This window comes from Micromonospora sp. NPDC005413 (assembly GCF_040606435.1).
Classification (GTDB): domain Bacteria; phylum Actinomycetota; class Actinomycetes; order Mycobacteriales; family Micromonosporaceae; genus Micromonospora.
Window position 1 is genome coordinate 1 of the sequence record NZ_JBEXEV010000030.1, and the last position, 20,688, is coordinate 20,688.

Here is a 20,688-nt window from a genome sequence, read left to right on the forward strand (position 1 = left end):
ATCACCCTGAACGATGAGCAGACCGCCAACGTCAAGGCGATCATCGCGGCGACGAAGAAGGCTGGTCTGCCGGAGCGGGCCGCGGTCATCTCGATTGCCACGAGCCTGCAGGAGTCGAAGCTGGAGAACCTGGGTCACCTCGGCGACGCCAACGACCACGACTCGCTGGGTCTGTTCCAGCAGCGTCCGACCAGTGGTTGGGGTACGCCGGAGCAGATCACCGACCCCGCCTACTCCACCACCGCGTTCCTGAAGGGCCTGAAGCAGGTCGACGGGTGGCAGGACATGCCCCTGACCCAGGCCGCGCAGACCGTGCAGGTCTCGGCCTACCCGGACGCGTACGCCCAGTGGGAGCAGCAGGCCACCGACCTGGTCGCCCAGCACTGGAACAGCTGACCCACATGAACCCAAACCGCTGGCCGGCACCCCAACCCGGGGATGCCGGCCAGCGGCGTTTCCACGCCCTGCACCCGGCGCCGGTTGGTGGTTGGTGGTTGCGCGCGACGCGCTGGCCGGTGCGGGCGGCGAATGACCCTGCCTCAACCGACGGCCCCGCAGATCTTGGACTGTTTCCGTTAGCTGGGCGGGCCCCGCTGACGGAAACTGTCCAAGATCTCGTGCGGCTTGGCTGTGGGGTGGCGCGGTGGCGCGGCCGTGGTGTGGTGGGGTGCGGCGGTGGTGGGATGGCGGCGGGGGCGGTGCGGAACAAGGTGGGGGCCGGGCTGGTTGTGGACAGTGTCGGTGTGACTCAGTGTCCCCGGGCCTCACCTAATATTGCCTTCGCGGAATACCGTTCGGCTGGAGCCGCGTCGTGCCACTCGCCGAGAGGCGACCTGCACACCGACACCAGCGCCGCCCCCGGCCCACCAGCCGGGGGCGGCGCTGTCTGTGCCCACCCGTTCGACAGTGGCGGCACAATGCTCAAATGACTGTCGCTGAGTCCTGGTCCGAGCAGTCGGGTGTGTTCGTACTCCCCAGTGGGGCGACCGTGCGCGGGCGCCGTATCGGTGCGGAGGCCTCGCCCGCCGACTTCGCCCTGTTGTTGGCGCCCGGGCCGGAGCCGGCCTGGCCGTATCGGAGGGTCCGGTGGCCCGACTTCTGGGTACCGCTCGATCGGGCGGATGCCCTCGCCGCCCTGCGGGTGGCGCTGCAACGGGCACATGACGGTGAGCGCGTCGAGGTGGCCTGTCGGGGTGGGGTGGGGCGTACCGGTACGGCGTTGGCCGCGTTGGCGATCCTCGACGGCCTGCCGGCCGAGCGGGCGGTGCCTTGGGTTCGGGCGGGCTACCACCCGAAGGCGGTGGAGACTCCCTGGCAGCGGCGCTGGCTGCGGCGCGTCGCCTGAGCAGCATCCGCCCCGGGCCGTACCGCGGAAGCAGCCCGCGCGCCCGGCTACCTCTTGGCGACCATCGCCGGCTCGTGGACGTACTCGCGTAGGTGGTTGGCGGTGAGGGTGTCGCCGTGGGCGACCAGTTCGGCGGGCGTGCCGGTGAAGACGATCTGGCCGCCGTCGTGCCCGGCGCCCGGGCCGAGGTCGATGAGCCAGTCCGCGTGCGCCATGACCGCCTGGTGGTGCTCGATGACGATCACCGTGTTGCCGGCGTCGACCATCCGGTCGAGCAGGGCCAACAGTTGGTCCACGTCAGCAAGGTGAAGGCCCGTGGTCGGCTCGTCCAGGACGTACGTGCTGGTCTTCTCCGCCAGGTGGATGGCGAGCTTGAGTCTCTGCCGCTCTCCGCCTGACAGGGTGGTCAGTGGCTGGCCGAGGCTGAGGTAGCCCAGCCCGACGTCGACCAGCCGGCCGAGGATCTGGTGCGCCGCCCCGTTGGGAAAGAACCCGTGCGCCTCGGTGACCGACATGGCCAGCACCTCGCTGATGTTCTTGCCGCGCAGCGTGTACGTGAGCACCTCGTCGGTGAAGCGTCGCCCCTCGCACCGTTCGCAGATGCTCGCCACGCCGGCCATCATCGCCAGGTCCGTGTAGATCAGCCCGATCCCCTTGCAGGCCGGGCAGGCGCCCTCCGAGTTGGCGCTGAACAGCGCGGCCTTGACCCCGTTGGCCTTGGCGAAGGCGGTACGGATCGGGTCGAGCAGCCCACTGTAGGTGGCCGGGTTGCTGCGTCGTGACCCACGGATCGGGGACTGGTCCACGATCACGACACCGGAGCGGCCGCGCAGCGACCCGTGGATCAGCGAGCTCTTGCCGGAGCCGGCCACGCCGGTGACCACGCTGAGCACCCCGAGGGGGATGTCCACGTCCACGTCGCGCAGGTTGTGCAGGTCGGCCTGGCGGATGGCGAGCTGCCCGGTCGGTCGGCGTACCTCGTCGCGCAGGGTCACCCGGTGATCCAGGTGTCGGCCAGTGAGCGTGTCGGAGCGGCGCAGCCCGGGGATGTCGCCGGTGAAGCAGATCCGGCCACCGTCGGTGCCGGCCCCCGGCCCGAGGTCGACCACGTGGTCGGCGATCGCGATCGTCTCCGGCTTGTGTTCCACCACCAGCACGGTGTTGCCCTTGTCGCGTAGCCGCAGCAGCAGGTCGTTCATCCGGGCGATGTCGTGCGGGTGCAGGCCGACGGTGGGTTCGTCGAAGACGTACGTGACGTCGGAGAGGCTGGAGCCGAGGTGTCGGACCATTTTCACCCGTTGCGCCTCCCCGCCGGACAGGGTTGCCGACTCGCGGTTCAGGCTGAGGTAGCCGAGCCCGATTTCGACGAGGGAGTCCAGCAGGTCCCGCAGGTTGGCGATCAGCGGCGCCACGGCCGGGTCGTCGACGCCCCGGAGGAAGGCGGCCAGGTCGCTGATCTGCATGGCTGAGCACTCGGCGATGTTGTGCCCGGCGATCCGCGATGACAGGGCCGCCGCGTTGAGCCGGGTGCCGCCGCAGTCGCCGCAGGTGGCGAAGGTGACCGCGCGGTCGACGAAGGCGCGGATGTGCGGTTGCATCGACTCGCGGTCCTTGGCCAGGAGGAGCCGCTTGACCTTGACCGCGAGGCCCTCGTACGTCCAGTTGTTGCTGCCCACCTTGATCTTGGTGGCCGGCTTGTGCAGGAAGTCCTCCCACTGGGAAGGCGTGTAGTCCTGCAGCTTGATGTCGGGGTCGAACAGGCCGGAGCCGACGATGGTCTGCCAGTACCAGGAGTCGACGGCGAAGTTGGGCACCGTGATCGCGCCGTCGTTGAGTGAGCGTTCGACGTCCACCAACTCGTTCACGTCGAGGTCGGAGACCCGGCCCAGCCCTTCGCAGGTGAGGCACATGCCTTCGGCCAGGTTGAAGCTGAACGCACCCGCGCCGCCCACCGACGGCACGCCGAGCCGGCTGAAGACGATCCGCAGCATGGCGTACCCGTCGGTGGCGGTGCCGACGGTGGAGCGGGAGTTGACCCCCATCCGCTCCTGGTCGACGACGATGGCCGCGCTGAGGTTGCGCAGCGAGTCGACGTCCGGCCGGTTGAGGTTCGGCATGAACGACTGGAGGAACGCGCTGTAGGTCTCGTTGATCATGCGCTGGGACTCGGCGGCGATGGTGCCGAAGACCAGCGACGACTTGCCTGACCCGGAGACACCGGTGAAGACGGTCAACCGGCGCTTGGGGATGTCGACCGAGACGTTGGCGAGGTTGTTCTCCCGCGCTCCGCGTACCTCGATCATGTCGTGGCTGTCGGCGTCGGACCATGCTGGCTGCGACATGCGAACCCTTCACGAGGTCATGGCGGGAAAGCCTCCCGCTGGGCTGACGGATTACATTGTCTCATTCATCTGCATGTAGAGACTTTCGCCGGAATTACAGCGCGGCCCGCTGCAGGACAACCCGATAAGTCTCAAATCACGTGACAACCGGTACCGTTGCTCGCGTGGATGCCGCACCGGAGGACCGCCTGCGCGCCGTCGACCTCGCGGCGACCGTCGGGATCTCGGTGCAGCAGGTGCGCAACTACGTCGAGTTGGGCGTGCTGCCGCCGGTGCGGCGTACCGCGAGCGGCTACCGGATCTTCACAAGTGAGCACGCACGGGCGCTGACCGTGGCGCGGCGGCTGGCCGAGGGGCACGGCTGGAGCCGTACCCGGGAGATCATGGCCGCGGTGCACCGGGGTGACCTGCCGGCGGCCCTCGCGGCGCTCGACGGCGGCCACGCCGAGTTGGACCGGGAACGTGCTGAGATCCGTCGGGTGCTCGGCGCCTTCGAGACCGTGCTGGCCAGCCCACCGGAGGCCCGGCCCGCACCACGCGGGGGCGCCCGCATCGGCGAGGTCGCCGCCCTGGTCGGGGTCCGGACCCCGCAGCTGCGGCTGTGGGAGGAGCGCGGGCTGCTGCGGCCGGCGCGCACCCCGGGCACCAGATACCGGGTGTACGACGAGGCCGAGCTGCGCGCCGCGCAGGTCATCGCGTTGCTGCGCCGGGGCGCGTACCCGTTCGAGATCATCGCGGCGGTGTTGGGGGAACTGCGGACCACCGGCAGCGCCCAGCGGGTCCGCGCCGAGCTTGCCCGCCGCGAGCAGGAGCTGCACACCCGCAGCCTGAGGCGGCTGCGGGGGAGTGCCGCGCTGTACGACTATCTGCGCGGTCGCGGCGACGCGGGTTGATCGACCACGGCATCCCGTCCCGCCGGGCGATCTTGTTGACTAGGGTCGGTCTCATGAGAGCTGCGCTGCTGGCGGCCACGGCGTCCACCATCCTGCTCGCTCCCGCGCCGGTCGCCGCCGCGGGAGCGTCCGCCGCGTCGATCGTGCGGTGCCCCCGGGTGCCAGCGCCGGCGATGTCCCGTCCGCCCCGGCCCTCGCCCCCGCCCGCCGTGCCGGAGCAGCGGGCGGTCGGCGGCGCGGCGCTGGACACGACCGGCCTGGTCGTGCCGGCTGGCGTCGCCGCACCACCGGGGGTCACCGCCACGTCGTGGCTGGTCGCCGACCTGGACAGCGGCCAGGTGCTCGGCGGTTGCGGCCCACACGAGTACGGCACCCCGGCCAGCGTGCAGAAGCTCCTGCTGGCGGCCACGATGCTGCCCCGGCTGGACCCGAAGCAGACGGTCACCGTCACCTCGGACGACATGAACATCGAACCCGGCTCCTCCGCGGTCGGGCTGGTCGAGGGTGGCCGCTACACCATCGAGACCATCTGGCTCGGCCTGCTGCTCAACTCGGGCAACGAGGCGGCCAACGCGCTGGCCCGGCTGGGCAGCGGGACGGACGACGCGGCCGCCGGGGTACGCGCCATGAACGAGCAGGCGCACCGCCTCGGCGCGCTCCAGACGCACGCGGTCACCCCGTCCGGGCTGGACGGCAAGGGGCAGTTCACCAGCGCGTACGACCTGGCGCTGATCGCCCGCGCCTGCTTCGCCGAGCCGACCTTCCGCCGGTACGCGCTGACCGACCTGGCTCCCATTCCGGCCCAGCCGGCGCAGCGCACCAAGGGTTTCCAGATCCAGAACGAGAACCAGCTCATCTACCGGTACCCGGGTGCGCTCGGGGGCAAGACCGGCTTCACCGACCTGGCCCGGCACACCTACGTGGGTGCGGCGGAGCGCGGCGGGCGTCGGCTGGTGGTGACGTTGCTGGGTGCGGAGTCGACGCCGGTGCGTGGCTGGGAGCAGGGTGCGGCCCTGCTGGACTGGGGCTTCACGCTGCCCCGCGACGCCTCCGTCGGTCGGCTGGTCGAGCCGGGCGAGCTGACCGCCACGCCGTCGGCGGCGGCGTCCGCGCTGGCGGCGCCCGGTGCGCCTCGGCCGGCGGCGGCCAGCGGGCCGACGCGTCCCGGCTCGGGGTGGCTCTGGTCGGTGACGGCGTTGAGCGGCGCGAGCGTGCTGGCGCTGTTGGGCGGGCTGCTGTGGCGGCGTCGCCGCCAGTTGCCCTGACGGATCGACATCAGGCGCTGTCCTCCATAGACTCCGGTCTTTCTGGCACCACGAGTCCAGGAGGATCCCTGTGTCGAGTGAACTCGAACCGCGCCCCGGCGTGGCGGCATCCCGCCGGCCGATGCGCGCGCTGACCCGCCTCGCGGGGGTGACCGTGCTCGCCGGCGCGCTGGTCGTCGGCGCGTCCGCCACCGCGGTCGCCGCGCCAGGCCCGTCGGCCGATGCGGTCACCGCGTCCGCCGCGCCGCCCACCGCCCGTGACGCCGCCACCCGGCCGCCGCGCACCACCCACGGCCCGTGCGCGTACGCCGAGACGCCCGACGAGCCGGCCGCCCGGCCGGTGCCGCTGCCGCCCGACCCGCGACGCACCCCGGCCCGGGGCAGTGTCCGGGTGACGCTGGCGACCAACCACGGGCCGATCGGCTTGACCCTGGACCGGGCCGCCGCGCCGTGCACAGTGCAGAGCTTCCTGCACCTGGTCGCCAAGCGCTTCTACGACCGCACCTCGTGCCACCGGCTCACCGCATACCCCACGCTGAGCGTGTTGCAGTGCGGTGACCCGTCCGGCACCGGCGAGGGTGGCCCGGGATACCGGTACCGCGACGAGCTGCCGACCGACCTGCCGCCTGCGCCCACCGACCCGACCGGGGAACGCCGGGTCTACGCCCGGGGCGTGCTGGCCATGGCCAACGCCGGCCCGGACACCAACGGCAGCCAGTTCTTCCTGGTGTACGCCAACTCCGCGCTCCGCCCCAACTACACGATCTTCGGCGAGATCGACGGGGCCGGCCTGGCGACCCTGGACCGGATCGCCGCCGGGGGAGTGGCGCCGACCGCCGAGGACCCGGCACCGGTCGACGGCGCGCCCGCGCTGCCGGTGGAGATCCGCAAGGCCGTCCGCTCGCACCACCACCACTGACCGTCCGGCGCGGTGGGCGACCTCGGTCGCTCACCGCGCCAGCTCGCCCTACGCCGGAACTTTCGGAAGCGAATCGGAACCGGTTCAACCGCTTTCCGGTGCAGTTCCGGCCGTCACGACGGGTCAGGCGACCCGGTCGGTGGGGGCGGTGGTGCTGTCGCGGACGACCAGTTCCGTGGCGAGCTCGACCCGTGGCGAGTCGATGCCCTCGCCCTGGGCCAGGCGCAGCACGGTCCGCGCCGCCAACCGTCCCATCTCGACCAACGGTTGCCGCACGGTGGTCAGCGGTGGCGAGGCCCACCGGGCCTCCGGCAGGTCGTCGAAGCCGACGACGCTGACGTCGTCGGGGACTCGCAGCCCTCGGCGCCGGATGGCCTCGTAGACGCCGAAGGCCATCTGGTCGCTGGCGGCGAAGATGCCGGTCGGCGGATCGGCGAGGTCGAGCAACGCAGCCCCGGCGGCGAACCCGGAGGCGTGGTAGAAGTCACCGGCGCAGATCAGTGCGTCGTCCACCGACACCCCGGCGGCCTCCAGGCCAGCCCGGTAGCCGTCGAGCCGGGCCCGGCTGCAGAGCAGGTGCGTCGGCCCGGCCACGAAGCCGATGCGTCGGTGCCCGATCGAGAGCAGGTGTTCGGTCGCGGCGAGCCCGCCGGCCCAGTTGGTGGCGCCGATCGTCGGCACGTCCATGGCCGGCACCCCGGCCGGGTCGACGACCACCACCGGCACGTTGAGACGGCGTAGCTGCGCGTGCAGCGGCGGGCTCAGGTGCGAGGTCACGAAGATGACCCCGTCGGTGGCCCGGGTGCGGAGGTTCTGCAACCACTGCCGGGCCGCGGTGGGCTGCCGGTGGATCGCGGAGACCACCGTGCCGACACCCGCGCCGTGCCCGACATCCTCCACGCCCCGGATGATTTCCACGGCCCAGGGGCTGTCCAGGTCGTTGAAGACCAGATCGACGAGGCCGGCGCGGCGGACGCTGCGGCTGCTGCGACGCCGGTAGCCGTGGTGGCGCAGTAGTTCCTCGACCCGCTCCCGGGTGTCCGGGGCCACATCGGAGCGACCGTTGAGCACCCGTGACACGGTCGGCACCGACACTCCGGCCTCCCGTGCGATCGCGGTGATGGTCACCCTGCGTCCGTCGTCCGCGCCCACCCGCGTCTCCTTCACCGGTCAGGAAGAACGACCACAGACGTCGTCAACCGAGTGTCCCGGAACGGCGTGCCCGTTCCACGCGTCATCTTGCCTCACCGATGGGGGTTGACGACACGCCAGGTCGTTCTAGCGTTCGGCGCAGTTACGGAAAAGCTCCGGAAGTTTATCGGGTCTTCTTCGCGATCGTGCCGCTGGTGCTCGTCGTCGCCCTCTCCTCCATGAGCTGGAGCGGCTCGGCTACCTGCGGGTGCCGCTGGACGCCGGCACGTGCTGCCGGGTCGACGTCACCGTGCCGGCCGACCTGCTCTCGTTCACGGGACGGGACGGGGCAAGGGTGGTCGAGCCGGGCGAGGTGGAGCTGCGGCTGTCTTCGTCCAGCACCCCAACGCAGCTCGTGGCGACCGTCGCGCTGACCGGGCCGGTCCGGCAGGTGGACCACACCCGGCGGCTGCATCCGCTGTTCACCGTCGGCCCGTGGCCTGGGCGCACCGACCCCTCGAAAGGCAGCAGGTCCCACTCCAGAGCTTTGGGGTGGGACCTATTGTTCGCGCGTCTCGCGGATGGCGTAGTGATGCATCGTGACGCCCTGCTTGAACGATCGCTGCTCAAGCAGATCGAGCTCGATCGGCACGTCGTAGTCGTCGAACAGCGGCCTGCCCAAGCCGAGGATTGCCGGGTGGGTGAAGAGCAGCAGCTCGTCAAGAAGCCCTGCCCGGAGCAGCTGTGTCGCGAGCGTCGCGCCGCCCACACCGATGGTGCCGTCGGTCTCGGCGCGCAGGGCGGCGAGTTGCTCGATCGCGTCGTCTCCGCCGATGATCCTGGTGTGGTGATCGGCGCGATGGCGGGTGCGGGAGACGAGCACCTTGGGCTTGGCGGTCCAGATCTCGCCGTACTCACGCATGTAGTCCGGCAGCGACGCGTCCTCGCGCGCCCGTGGCCAGTACTCCTCCATCGTCTCGTAGATGACCCGACCCTGGACCAGGAGCGCGAGCGCTCGCGCCCGCGCGTTGAACTCGCGGTGCAGTTCCTCGTCGATGCGCAGCCACTCGCCAGCACCGTTGTCACCAGGAGCTTGCTCGATCCGCAGGTCGAGGGACACGTTCATCCAGTACGCGAAGCGGCCCATCTTCTCCTCTTCCGATAGTGATTGCGCTCTGCAGGATCGCCTCCGACGCGACCGCGTGGCGGATTCTTGGGTTGACCAGTGGTTTCGTCAGTCTTATCCGCAAGATCGGCGAGCAGTCGCGCGCCGGCACCCTGCAAGCGCTTTCGCGTTCCCGGACACCTAGCCAGCCACCCTTTGCTAAAGGGCCGAGGCTAGCACCGTGACCCCTGCCGGCTGTAGAAACAACTCCCGACGAGCGACAGCATCACCGCGGCGGTTCAACTCGTAACCGTCCACCCAGGCCCAGCCGTGATAAGTAGGGCGGTCGAGTACCCGGATCAGTCGGAACTGAATGGGGATGCCGAACTGAGGACTTGCGTCGCTGCCGATGAGCAGAGTGTCGCCCGACTTCACGACTGCTTTTCTCTACGGTCTCGCCAAGCCCTCAGGTGTTCGCCCGCCTCGGTGAGTCGGGGGCACGGGCTGTCCGGACTGCACTTGGGACAGACGTTGCGGTGGTGGAAGTCGACCACATAGCTCGCCATGATCACGAGGAACGGCGGTTCGGGGCGGATCTCCTCAGCCATCATGACGGTCATCCCTCGTCGATCGGTTCGTCTGACCGTTGGAACCACGTCCATCGGCTCACATGTCCTCCCTGCTCAGCGGGAGACCGGCACAGCGTCACCTACCCCTAGATCACTCTCTGTGCTGGTCTCGCTACCACCCTAGGGCCTGTCTAGCCAACCTGTCCAGACAGGTATGCTGTGGCGAGGCGGAAAGGTCCTCAGGAAGATCGGGAGTACCGTGGCCAACGTGCCTACCCCGCACCCGCAGTCAGCTCGTTATCGTCTGGTTGCAGCCGAACTACGCAGCCGGGTCATGTCCGGTGCGATCCCGCCTGGTGCGCTGCTGCCCAGTGAATCGACGCTGATGGCTGAGTTCTCGGTGGCCAGAGGGACGGTGCGGGAAGCCTTGGCGCTGTTGCGCGCAGAGGGTCTGACGGTTTCCGAGAAGGGGCGGGGTACGTACGCCCGACCGAGGATGCCGGTCCGTCGTTTGGGTTCTGACCGCTATCGGGCTGAACTTGAACAGGTGCGGCGCGGTGAACTCGGGACGTCGTTCACCGCGGATCAACGGGTTGAGTGGTCGGCGTACACCTTGGACAGGGAATTCCGGGAAGCGCCAGCGACCGAAGCGGTTGCCGAGCTGTTTGGCGTAGACCCGGGCACGATGCTGCTGGAGCGACGATTCGTCTTCAGGACGCACGGTATGCCGCAGCAGATGTCTACCTCGTACCTCCTGCTGGAGATGGTTGCGGACACCCCGGTAGCTGACCCCGACAACGAACCCTGGCCCGGCGGCAACACGTCCCAGCTCCACTCGCTCGGCTACGACATCACGGCGGTACGCGAACAGGTGCGAGCGCGGATGGCGCTGGCCGATGAGGTGGAGCAGCTAGGCATGCCCGGTGGTGCGCCGGTACTGGTCATCACCAGGCAGACCTACGTAGAAGACCGAGTTGTAGAGGTCGCTGACATCACCATTCCAGCCGACAGGGTCAGCCTGGATTACCGGATCGACTTGACCTGAGCTGGCGCGGCGGCCTGAGCTGGGCTGATAGACAGGACTGGTGCGTAACCGCATCGCCGTCGTGCTCGCGCTCGTCGCGCTGCTCGGCGGCTGCTCGCGGCCGGAGCCTCGCCCCGCGCCGGCCGTGCCGCAGTCGGCGTCGGTAAGTCCCACCCCCACCCCCACGCCCGCCGAGCGGCTGCCGGGGTTCGTGGTGCTGACCGACCTCGACCCGCGTATCCACGCCGACATCCGGTACGCGACGGCCCACAACTTCGTCGGCCGGCCGATCACCGGCTACCGCGAGCCGCTGTGTCTGCTCACCCGGCAGGCGGCCGAGGCGTTGCGCCGCGTGCAGGACGCCGCGCTGGCCAGTGGGCACAGCCTCAAGGTGTACGACTGCTACCGCCCGCAGCCGGCGGTGGACGACTTCGTCGCCTGGTCGAAGCGCCCCGGCGAGCAGCAGACCAAGGCCGAGTTCTACCCGGACGTGGCCAAGAACCGGCTCTTCGCCGAGGGTTACATCGGGGCGCCCACCGCGCACAGCCGGGGCAGCACCGTCGACCTCACCCTGGTCGACGAGCCGGCCGCCAGCCAACCCCCGTACCGGGACGGGCAGCCGCTGGTCGCCTGCACCGCACCGCGGGGGCAGCGCTTCGCGGACAACAGCATCGACATGGGTACGGGCTTCGACTGTTTCGACGCCCGGGCGCACACAGCGGACCCTCGCATCACAGGGACAGCCCGAGACAACCGTCGGTTGCTGCAGCGGCTGATGACCGGGGCCGGGTTCGTGAACTACGACCGTGAGTGGTGGCACTACAGCTACCGCGAGGAGCCGTATCCGGACACGTTCTTCGCCGCGCCGGTGGCCCGCGCGTCGGTCGGCTGACGCGCGGCCCGGCACCACCGCCCTCGGTGCCACCCGGGATGATCACTTTTACGACCACCGAACGGATCGGCCCTCCGGTTGCCGGCGACGAGCGGGAGAGCCTGCGCCGGTGTTGGCTAGTGCCTCGTCATGCAGCCTTGCACGGTCTATACGTGCTTCGTGGGGGCGGTGGTGGTGGCCGAGGTTGGTTCGTGGGCGAGGGGTCGTACGACGCTTTGGAGCTGAGTCGTTTGTGACATCGGGTGGCGTCTCGGCCGCGGTGGCGGCAGCCGACCGCTGATCCGTTTACGACATCAGCTCGAAAGCGTCTCGCGGGCGGATCCTCCGCCGGCACCCGAGCGGATCCTGAGGTGATCGCGGATCCGAAGAAACAAGGGGTTACCCAACCAGCGTTCAAGGACGAGGAACTGGTCAGGTCCAGTAGAGGATCCGGCAGGCCGGCACGCGCGCCGCCAGTTCAGCGGAGAACCAGCCGCGCAGCTCGGCCATCGTGTCCCGCGGGTAGACGTACTTCACCGCGCCGAACTTGCCGCGCTTTTGGGTGCGCGACTCCTCGTCCATCTCCAGCCGGGTCCGGGGGTACCAGCCGAGCAGCACCTCCTTACTGCCGGGAGTGAACCGGTGGGTGATCAGCTCGCGGTCAGGTCCAGCTCCGGCACCCCGTCGACCGCCGCGCGGACCTGGTCGAGCAACTCGCCGTAGCGTTCCCGCCAGTCGGGCAGAGCGATGATCGGCGCGATGGTCAGCCCGACCGGGTAGCCGTCGAGGGCGAGCCGGCGCAGCGCGGCCAGTCGGTCCGGCACGCGGGCGGTGCCGCCCTCGAACCGTTCGCTGACCGGGCCGCAGTTGACGCTGAACCGGACCCGGGTCCGGCCGGCGTGCGGCAGCCCGACGAAGGTGTCCACGTCGGCGTACTTGGTGGTCCAGCGCAGCTGCACCGGCGCGTCCCAGCCGGCGAAGTGCTGCACCGCCCGCCGCCAGCTTCCGGTCAGGTGCTCCAGCGCCAGGGGGTCGGTGTAGCAGGACGCCTCGAAGGTGGTGCCCTCGTCGGCGCGCCGCGCGTTGCGGCTGGTCACCGTTCCGCGCCCGGCGTACGCCGCCAGCCCGTCCAGGATGTCGTCGAGGTCCGCGTACACCCGGGTCACCGGCGGGCCGGACAGCGATCCGGCGAGATAGCAGTACTGGCAGTGCGCCGGGCACCCCTCGGCCAGGTCGACCCGCCAGTCGGCGCTGGGCGCGATGGGTTGCAGGGCGCGCCGCGATGGTGGGCTCACCACGATCGCCATGGTCGCCTTGGCCCGGGCGTACGTCTCCCGGTCGGTCTGCCCACGTACCCCGCTGAGCCGGTTGGACCGCAGGTGCTCCACCTCGATGCCCTGTGCCTCGACCTGGGCGACGATCCGCTGGCCGTGCGGGTGCTCAAGTGCGGCCGGGGTGGCCACCACCCGGCTCGGGGTCCAGCGGCGCGCCGACCTGGCCGGCGGCGCGAGGCTGGCCAGGTCGCGAGTCGGCACCCGCTCGCCGCTGGCGTCGTGCGGTGCGGCGGGCACGTCCACGGCGAGCGGCTGGTCGACGTCGACGGCGTCGGGGCTGGTCATCCGGCCGGGGTACCCGTTGCCGCAGGAATCCCACCCGATCGGCCGGCCCGCGATTGACGCCACTCGGCCCCGGGGAATAACCTCTCATCGATCTGTAAACCTTGTGAACAGATGGTTTGCCTCGACGCGGCGGCGCGCGTCCCGACCGAAGGGACGATCAGGTGATCGCAGAACTCTCCTCCCGTACCAGACGGATCTTGTCGTTGTTCGTCGCCCTCGTCGTCGCGCTGACCGCCGGCCTCGCGGTCAACGCCTCGCACAGCGCGCAGGCCGCGCCGACGTTCAAGGTCCTGGCCTTTTACAACGGCACCTGGGACGCCGCGCACATCGACTTCGACCGGGACGCCCGGGCCTGGTTCCCGCAGGCCGCCGCCCAGTACGGCTTCTCCTGGGAGTCGACCACCAACTGGGGCCTGCTGAACACCGCCAACCTGGCCCAGTACAAGGTCATCATGTTCCTCGACGACGCGCCGCCCGCCGCACAACGTCCCGCGTTCGAGCAGTACATGCGCAACGGTGGGGCGTGGATGGGCTTCCACGTGACGGCGTTCAACACCAACCCGTCGAGCTGGAGCTGGTACTACAACACCTTCCTCGGCACCGGCGCGTTCCAGACGAACACCTGGGGTCCCACCCGGGTCACGCTGCGCGCCGACAACCGCACCCACGCCGCCACCCGGAACCTCCCGGCGACCTTCCCCTCGTCGATCAGCGAGTGGTACTCCTGGAGCAACGACCTGCGGCAGAACCCGAACATCGACATCCTCGCGTCGATCGACCCGTCCAGCTTCCCGGTCGGCACCGACCCCAACCAGTCCTGGTACGGCGGCTACTACCCGCTGGTGTGGAGCAACCGGCAGTACAAGATGCTCTACGCCAACTTCGGCCACAACGCGATGGACTACAGCACCAACACCGGGCTGTCCTCCACCTTCGACAGCGCGCAGCAGAACCGCCTGCTGATCGACGGGCTGCACTGGCTCGCCGGCGTCGGCGCCGGCCCCACCCCGACGCCCACGCCGACCCCCACGGCCGGCCCGATCTCGCCGACCGCCTGGCACATCGTGGTCAACCGGGGCAGCGGCAAGTGCGTGGACGCGCGGGCCGCCGCCAGCGCGAACGGCACAGCCATCCAGCAGTACGCGTGCAACAGCAGCACCGCCCAGCAGTACCAGTTCGCGCCGACCAGCGGCGGCTACCTGCGGGTCAACAATCGCAACAACAGCGCTCAGGTGCTCGACGTGACCAACGTGTCGACCGCCGACTCGGCGCCGATCCAGCTCTGGTCCTACAGCAGCGGCAACAACCAGCAGTGGCGGGCCGAATCGGAAGGCGGCGGCTACTACCGCCTGGTCAACCGCCTCAGCGGCAAGTGTCTCGACGTGCCGGGCGCATCCACGGCGGACAGCGTCCAGCTCGTCCAGTACACCTGCAACGGCACCGCGGCGCAGTCCTTCCGGCTGGTGCCGCAACCGTAGAACCGACTGGCGTACCCGGCGAGTCGGCAGGGGAGCGGTTGCGCCGGTAAATCCGTTGCCCACGCCGTGGCGGTCTGCTGAACTACCCGAAACCGCCACCAACCTGCAGGGAGTAACAATGCGCGCTGCGTCGATGTCCGACCAGATGGGATCTGTTGCCTACCTGAAGGACCTGACGCTGCGTGAAAACCCTGAACCTCGGCATCCTGGCTCACGTCGATGCCGGTAAGACCAGCCTGACCGAGCGGCTGTTGCACGACGTCGGTGTGACCGACCAGCTCGGCAGTGTCGACGCGGGCAGCACCCGCACCGACTCCCTGGCGTTGGAGCGGCAACGCGGGATCACCATCCGCTCGGCCGTCGTCTCCTTCGTGCTGGACGACGTGACCGTCAACCTGATCGACACGCCCGGTCACCCGGATTTCATCGCCGAGGTCGAGCGGGTGCTCGGCGTGCTCGACGGCGCGGTGCTGGTGATCTCCGCGGTGGAGGGGGTCCAACCGCAGACCCGGGTGTTGATGCGTGCGCTGCGGCGGCTGCGCATCCCCACGCTGATCTTCGTGAACAAGGTCGACCGGGCCGGGGCCGACCCCGAGCGGGTGCTGCGGGCCGTCGCGGAGAAGCTCACCCCGGCCGTGGTGGCGATGGGATCGGTGGCGGCGCCCGGCACACGTCATGCCCACTGCACGCCGTACGGCCCCGCCGACGACACCTTCACCGGCCGACTGCTCGACCTGCTCGCCGGGCAGGACGACGCGCTGCTCGCCGACTGGGTGGCGGACACGTCGTCGTTGCCGTACCCCCGACTGCGCCGTGCGCTGGCGGCGCGGACCGGGCGTGCGCTGGTTCAGCCCGTGTTCGCCGGCTCGGCCATCACCGGCGCCGGGGTGGACGCGCTCATCGCCGGGATCACCGAGTTGCTGCCCACGGTCCAGGGTGACGTCGACGCCCCGGTCTCCGGCACCGTGTTCGCCATCGAGCGCGGCCCGGCGGGGGAGAAGGTCGCCCTGGTCCGGCTCTTCGCCGGCACCATCCGGGTCCGGGACCGGATCCGTGTCGGCGCGGCCGCCGCGGCCCTGGTCACCGCCGTACGCGTCGTCGCCGACGGAGCCGACGTCGCGGCGTCCTCGGTCGGCGCGGGCCACATCGCCCGACTGTGGGGCCTCACGGACGCGCGGATCGGCGACCCGGTCGGCGTACCGCCGGAGCGTGCTGGCGGGGACCGTCACTTCGCGCCGCCCACCCTGGAGACCGTCGTGGTCCCGGCGCGGCCCGCCGACTGGGTCGCTGCCCACGCCGCGCTGAGCCAGCTCGCCGAGCAGGATCCGCTGATCAACCTGCGGCAGGACGACCGGCAGCACGAGATGACCCTCTCGCTCTACGGCGAGGTGCAGAAGGAGGTCATCCAGGCCACCCTGGCCGACGACTTCGGGGTGGCGGTGACCTTCCGGGAGAGCAGCACGGTGCACGTGGAGCGCCTGTACGGCGTCGGCGCGGCGGTCGAGGTGATCGCCGTGGCGCCCAACCCGTTCCTGGCCACCGTCGGGCTGCGGGTGGCCCCGGCACCGGCCGGCGCCGGGGTGAGCTTCCGGCTCGGCGTCGAGCTGGGATCGATGCCGCCGGCCTTCTTCGCCGCCGTCGAGGAGACCGTGCACCGGACGCTGCGTCAGGGACCGTACGGCTGGCAGGTCCCGGACTGCGAGGTCGCGATGACCCATGCCGGCTACTGGGCCCGGCAGAGCCACTCCCACGGCACCTTCGACAAGACCATGTCCAGCACAGCGGGGGACTTCCGCAATCTCACCCCGCTGGTGTTGATGACCGCACTCACCCGGGCCGGCACCCGGGTCCACGAGCCGGTGCACCGATTCCGGCTGGAGGTGCCGGGCGACGTCCTCGGCACCCTGCTTCCCGCGCTCGCCCGGCTGGACGCGGTGCCGACCAACACCACCGGGCACGGCACGTCGTACCTGGTGGAGGGGGAGATCCCGGCGGGCCGGGTGCACGCGCTGGAGCGTCGGCTGCCGGCGCTGACCCGGGGCGAGGGCGTCCTGGAGACCGCGTTCGACCGGTACCGGCCGGTGCGCGGCCCGGCCCCCACCCGGCCCCGGTGGGACCACAATCCGTTGGACCGCAAGGAGTACCTGCTGGCGGTCGCCCGCCGGGTCGGCGGCCGGTAGCGGCGATATCCATTGCGGACGTACCGCGTCCCTCCTACTCTCGTCGGTGCAAGGTCAACCGATCACACCCGGAGGGAGTACGCCGTGCCACGTTGCGTCCGCACCGATGCCGCGCGGCGCTTGCTCGCTGCCGGCGCCCCTGTGCTCACCAACGCCACAACCCATGCCTGCCGCCCAGCGCGCGGCATCGAGCCGGGGTGGCGCGACTGACGCCGACGCTGACGCGTCCGCCGGCCGCCCATCCCACGGGGATCGGGCGGCCGTTTCGTATCCGCATACGGCAGCCGGGCCCCGGACAACCACAAGGAGACCACGATGGGATTCACCCCCCTCGCCGGTACCCGGGCACCGGTCCGGGTCTGGACCGACCCGTACGCCATCGAGCCACAGGCCGCCCGGCAGCTGCGCAACATCGGCGCGCTGCCCTGGGTGCAGGGCGTCGCCGTCATGCCCGACGTGCACTTCGGCAAGGGCGCCACGGTCGGCTCCGTGATCGCGATGCGGCAGGCCGTCTCGCCGGCCGCCGTCGGCGTGGACATCGGCTGCGGGATGTCGGCGGTCCGCACGTCGCTGACCGCCGCCGACCTGCCGGACGACCTGGCCGGGCTGCGCTCCGCGATCGAGGCCACCATCCCGGTCGGCTTCACCCAGCGGGACAACGCGGTCGACCCGCGCCGGGTGCGGGGCCTGGAGCAGGCCGGTTGGGACGACTTCTGGGGCCGTTTCGCCGGGCTGGACCGGCGGGTCGCGCAGCTGGAGACCAGGGCGCAGCGGCAGCTCGGCACCCTCGGCGGAGGCAACCACTTCATCGAGGTCTGCCTGGAGCAGGGTGGCGCCGACGAGGGCCGGGTGTGGCTCATGCTGCACTCCGGATCGCGCAACATCGGCAAGGAGCTGGCTGAGCGGCACATCGGGGTGGCGCGGGGTCTGCCGCACAACGTGGACCTGCCCGACCGGGACCTGGCGGTGTTCCTGGTCGGTACGCCGGAGATGGACGCCTACCGGCGGGACCTGTTCTGGGCGCAGGAGTACGCGCGGCGTAACCGTGCGGTCATGCTGGCCCTGCTCTGCGGCGTGGTGCGCGAGCACTTCCCGCAGGTCGGTTACGACGAGCCCATCTCGTGCCACCACAACTACGTCGCCGAGGAGAGCTACGACGGCGTGGACGTGCTGGTCACCCGCAAGGGTGCGATCCGGGCCGGGCGGGGCGACCTGGGCATCATCCCCGGGTCGATGGGCACCGGGTCGTACATCGTGCGGGGTCGGGGGAACCCGGACGCGTACTGCTCGGCCTCGCACGGGGCCGGGCGGCGGATGTCGCGGGCGCAGGCCAAGCGGACCTTCAGCACGGACGACCTGGCCGCGCAGACCGCCGGGGTGGAGTGCCGTAAGGACGCCGGGGTGGTCGACGAGATTCCCGGCGCGTACAAGGACATCACCGAGGTGATGGCCCAGCAGGAGGATCTGGTCGAGGTGGTGGCGCACCTCAAGCAGGTGGTCTGCGTGAAGGGCTGACGGGGTCGACAGGCCGCGCGGGTCGGGGTGACCGGCCCGCGCGGCATCTCCTCAGAAGCCGGCGAAGACCCGGCGCAGGTCGGCCAGGGGCACCGGGCCTGTCACCCGCACCCCCTCCGGGGTGTTGGCGGGCCCGAGTCGTCCGGTGGCCAGCCGCAGCCACGCCTCGGCCGGGGCGGTCAGCTCGCCGTCGGGCTGCTCCGGCGCGTCGACCAGCTCGATTTTCTCGCCCAGCCGCAGCCCGTACACCTGCTCGGGTTCGTGCAGCCGGACCAGCAGGGTGGCCTCCCGGCCGGCCAGCTCCTGCGGTCGACTGGTCCAGGCCAGCATCCCGCCGATCTGGTCGAGCAGCAGCGACACCGCCTCCGGCGTCACCGCCGCGAACGGGTTGAACGCCACCTCGACGTCCCACTGGTGCAGGGCGAACTCACTGAGCCGGAACCGGCCCGCGGTGGCCAGGTCGACCGGTTCCGGCAGGAAGCCGAGGTCGATCCGCAGCGAGGCTCGGGTGTCGGCGTCCAGCGCCTCGTACGCCTCGACCAGCCGCTCGTTGGTGGCGAGGAACCCGGCGGCGTGCTCGGCCGGGGACATCGCGTCCCAGCGCTGCCAGACGCCGCGGTTGAAGTCCCCGTCCGGGCCGGGTGCGCCGGTGCGGGCGGCGTCCAACGACGCCAGGGTGATCTCGGCGCCGCTGCCCAGGTGGCTCAGCACCTGGGACACCTGCCACTCGCTGGCCCCCGACGGCCGGAGCAGGTCGTCTTCCTTGAGGTCCCGGACGAGCGCGGCGAGCTCCTCGTGGCCGGCGCGCAGAGCCGTGATGATCTGGTCAGCAGGGGTGGGCATAAATCTCCTCAAACAGACTTTCGACGGTGGTCGGGACGTTACCGGAGGTGGCCGCCGGCCGGCTCAGCCCATGTGCACGGTGTTGCCGGTCGGGACGTCCTCCTTGCGCACCTTCACCAGGAACAGGGTGGCCAGCCCGGCGAGCACGATCAGCGCCGCGCCCCAGGCGAACGCCACGCTGTAACCGTGCACCAGCGCCTCGATCTGGTTGACCGGGGTCGGTGCCCGGCCGACCAGGTAGGCGGCGACCGCGCTGGTGTACATGGTGTTCAGCAGCGCGGTGCCCAGGGAGCCACCGATCTGCTGGGTGGCGTTGAGCGTCGCGCTGGCCGCGCCGGCGTCGTGCTCCGGCACCCCGACCAGGGCGAGGCTGGACAACGGGACGAAGGTGAAGCCCAGGCCCAGGCCCAGGATGACCTGGGCGGGCAGCAGGTGGGTGAGGAACGAGGTGTTCACGTCGATCTGGGTCAGGACCAGCATGCCCACGGCGGCGAGCACCGTACCGGCGACCATCAGCGGCTTGGCACCCAACCGTGGCATCAGCTGGCTGGCGCCACCCGCGGCGATCAGCACACCGGCGGTGACCGGCAGCGACGCGAGACCCGCTTCGAGGGGCTTGTACTGAAGCACCACCTGGAAGTAGAAGGTCAGGAAGAGGAACGCCCCGAACAGGCCGGCGCCGATGAGCGTGGAGGTGAGGAACGCGCCGCCCCGGTTGCGGTCCAGGAGGATCCGCATTGGCAGCAGCGGGTGGCTGGAGCGCATCTCGATCACCACGAAGGCGGCGAGCAGCACCACGCCCGCGGCGATGAAGCCGAGCGTCGCTGTGGCGTCCCAGCCGTTCTCGGCGGCCTTGGTGAAGCCGTACACCAGGGAGACCAGGCCGGCGGTCACCACGATCGCACCGGGTACGTCGTATCGGGTGTTGCCGTGTGCCCGGCTCTCCGGCACCAGTGGGAGCGCGAAGGCGATGGCGATGGCGGCGACGGGGATGTTGACCAGCAGGCACCAGCGCCAGTCGGCGTACTCGGTGAGCACCCCACCGAGCAGCAGACCGACGGCGGATCCACCGCCGGCGATCGCGCCGTACACCGCGAAGGCCTTGGCACGTTCGGTGGTCTCGGTGAACAGGACGGTGAGCAGTGCCAGCGCGGCCGGGGCGAGCAGCGCGCCGAAGGCACCCTGCAGTGCGCGGGCGGCGAAGAGCATCCCGCCGGTGGTGGCCAGACCGCCCAGCGCCGAGGCGAGCGCGAAACCGGTCATGCCGACCAGGAAGGTGCGCTTGCGCCCCCAGTAGTCGGCGATGCGGCCGCCGAGCAGCAGCAGACCGCCGAAGGCCAGCGTGTAGGCGGTGACCACCCACTGCCGGTTCGCGTCGTTGATGCCCAGGTCCGCCTGGGCCTGCGGCAGTGCGATGTTCACGATGGTGGCGTCCAGGACCACCATCAGCTGCGAGACCGCGATGACCGCCAGCGCGATCCAGCGCCGCGGGTGCGGTGCGCCTGTCGACGTCCCGGCGCCGGGTGCGCCGGGGGCGGTCGAGGTAGTTCCGGGCATGGTGAAGCCTTCCGTGTTGCGAGTGTCGTTGG

General features: G+C 70.6%; 17 protein-coding genes and 1 pseudogene. 11 read left to right on the forward strand and 7 right to left on the reverse strand.

What is annotated here, in order from left to right:
• Positions 1–396: hypothetical protein (locus ABZS37_RS25290; RefSeq protein WP_355172790.1), on the forward strand; the 396-nt coding region annotated here is incomplete at its 5' end.
• A gap of 529 nt (positions 397–925) precedes the next feature.
• A complete protein-coding gene (locus tag ABZS37_RS25295) occupies positions 926–1,345 on the forward strand; it encodes a protein-tyrosine phosphatase family protein (protein ID WP_355172792.1) in 420 nt (139 codons plus the stop codon).
• A gap of 47 nt (positions 1,346–1,392) precedes the next feature.
• On the opposite strand, the gene ABZS37_RS25300 is transcribed toward ABZS37_RS25295, so the two are convergent.
• The gene (locus ABZS37_RS25300; protein ID WP_355172794.1) at positions 1,393–3,687 is read right to left on the reverse strand and encodes an excinuclease ABC subunit UvrA; all 2,295 of its coding nucleotides are present in this window, start codon (positions 3,685–3,687) and stop codon (positions 1,393–1,395) included.
• A gap of 164 nt (positions 3,688–3,851) precedes the next feature.
• On the opposite strand from ABZS37_RS25300, the gene ABZS37_RS25305 reads away from it, so the two are divergent.
• From ABZS37_RS25305 to ABZS37_RS25315, 3 genes are all read left to right on the forward strand, one after another.
• Positions 3,852–4,580, forward strand: coding sequence for a MerR family transcriptional regulator (locus ABZS37_RS25305; RefSeq protein WP_355172796.1), 729 nt, complete (start codon positions 3,852–3,854; stop codon positions 4,578–4,580).
• A gap of 53 nt (positions 4,581–4,633) precedes the next feature.
• Positions 4,634–5,845, forward strand: coding sequence for a D-alanyl-D-alanine carboxypeptidase (locus ABZS37_RS25310; protein WP_355172798.1), 1,212 nt, complete (start codon positions 4,634–4,636; stop codon positions 5,843–5,845).
• 121 nt (positions 5,846–5,966) lie between these two features.
• The gene (locus ABZS37_RS25315; RefSeq protein ID WP_355172952.1) at positions 5,967–6,764 is read left to right on the forward strand and encodes a peptidylprolyl isomerase; all 798 of its coding nucleotides are present in this window, start codon (positions 5,967–5,969) and stop codon (positions 6,762–6,764) included.
• 123 nt (positions 6,765–6,887) lie between these two features.
• Here the strand turns inward: ABZS37_RS25315 and ABZS37_RS25320 are convergent, their stop codons facing one another.
• Entirely contained in the window at positions 6,888–7,916 is a 1,029-nt protein-coding gene (locus tag ABZS37_RS25320; protein WP_355172800.1) for a LacI family DNA-binding transcriptional regulator, read from the reverse strand.
• 247 nt (positions 7,917–8,163) lie between these two features.
• Between ABZS37_RS25320 and ABZS37_RS25325 the strand changes: the two are divergent.
• Positions 8,164–8,283 (forward strand): annotated as a pseudogene (locus ABZS37_RS25325) (hypothetical protein); the annotation flags it as partial.
• Positions 8,284–8,454: 171 nt separating this feature from the next.
• Here the strand turns inward: ABZS37_RS25325 and ABZS37_RS25330 are convergent.
• A complete protein-coding gene (locus tag ABZS37_RS25330; RefSeq protein WP_355172802.1) occupies positions 8,455–9,042 on the reverse strand; it encodes a dihydrofolate reductase family protein in 588 nt (195 codons plus the stop codon).
• Positions 9,043–9,837: 795 nt separating this feature from the next.
• Between ABZS37_RS25330 and ABZS37_RS25335 the strand changes: the two genes are divergently transcribed.
• A complete protein-coding gene (locus ABZS37_RS25335; protein ID WP_355172804.1) occupies positions 9,838–10,614 on the forward strand; it encodes a GntR family transcriptional regulator in 777 nt (258 codons plus the stop codon).
• 40 nt (positions 10,615–10,654) lie between these two features.
• Positions 10,655–11,485: a M15 family metallopeptidase gene (locus tag ABZS37_RS25340; protein WP_355172806.1), complete on the forward strand. Its 831-nt coding sequence runs from the start codon at positions 10,655–10,657 to the stop codon at positions 11,483–11,485.
• Between the two features lie 411 nt (positions 11,486–11,896).
• On the opposite strand, the gene ABZS37_RS25345 is transcribed toward ABZS37_RS25340, so the two are convergent.
• Together ABZS37_RS25345 and ABZS37_RS25350 are read right to left on the reverse strand one after the other, a co-directional pair.
• On the reverse strand, positions 11,897–12,082 hold the full coding sequence (locus ABZS37_RS25345; RefSeq protein WP_355172808.1) for a spore photoproduct lyase family protein: 186 nt from the start codon (positions 12,080–12,082) through the stop codon (positions 11,897–11,899).
• 32 nt (positions 12,083–12,114) lie between these two features.
• The gene (locus ABZS37_RS25350) at positions 12,115–13,083 is read right to left on the reverse strand and encodes a spore photoproduct lyase family protein (protein ID WP_355172810.1); all 969 of its coding nucleotides are present in this window, start codon (positions 13,081–13,083) and stop codon (positions 12,115–12,117) included.
• Positions 13,084–13,280: 197 nt separating this feature from the next.
• On the opposite strand from ABZS37_RS25350, the gene ABZS37_RS25355 reads away from it, so the two are divergent.
• From ABZS37_RS25355 to ABZS37_RS25365, 3 genes are all read left to right on the forward strand, one after another.
• Positions 13,281–14,561: an RICIN domain-containing protein gene (locus ABZS37_RS25355; RefSeq protein WP_355172812.1), complete on the forward strand. Its 1,281-nt coding sequence runs from the start codon at positions 13,281–13,283 to the stop codon at positions 14,559–14,561.
• Positions 14,562–14,743: 182 nt separating this feature from the next.
• Positions 14,744–16,741, forward strand: coding sequence for a translation factor GTPase family protein (locus ABZS37_RS25360; RefSeq protein ID WP_355172814.1), 1,998 nt, complete (start codon positions 14,744–14,746; stop codon positions 16,739–16,741).
• Positions 16,742–17,056: 315 nt separating this feature from the next.
• A complete protein-coding gene (locus ABZS37_RS25365) occupies positions 17,057–18,256 on the forward strand; it encodes an RtcB family protein (RefSeq protein WP_355172816.1) in 1,200 nt (399 codons plus the stop codon).
• 51 nt (positions 18,257–18,307) lie between these two features.
• On the opposite strand, the gene ABZS37_RS25370 is transcribed toward ABZS37_RS25365, so the two are convergent.
• Complete coding sequence (locus tag ABZS37_RS25370) at positions 18,308–19,099, reverse strand: maleylpyruvate isomerase family mycothiol-dependent enzyme (RefSeq protein ID WP_355172818.1); 792 nt, start codon at positions 19,097–19,099, stop codon at positions 18,308–18,310.
• A 63-nt stretch (positions 19,100–19,162) separates the two neighbouring features.
• The gene (locus ABZS37_RS25375; protein ID WP_355172820.1) at positions 19,163–20,656 is read right to left on the reverse strand and encodes an MFS transporter; all 1,494 of its coding nucleotides are present in this window, start codon (positions 20,654–20,656) and stop codon (positions 19,163–19,165) included.
• Positions 20,657–20,688 lie beyond the last annotated feature (32 nt).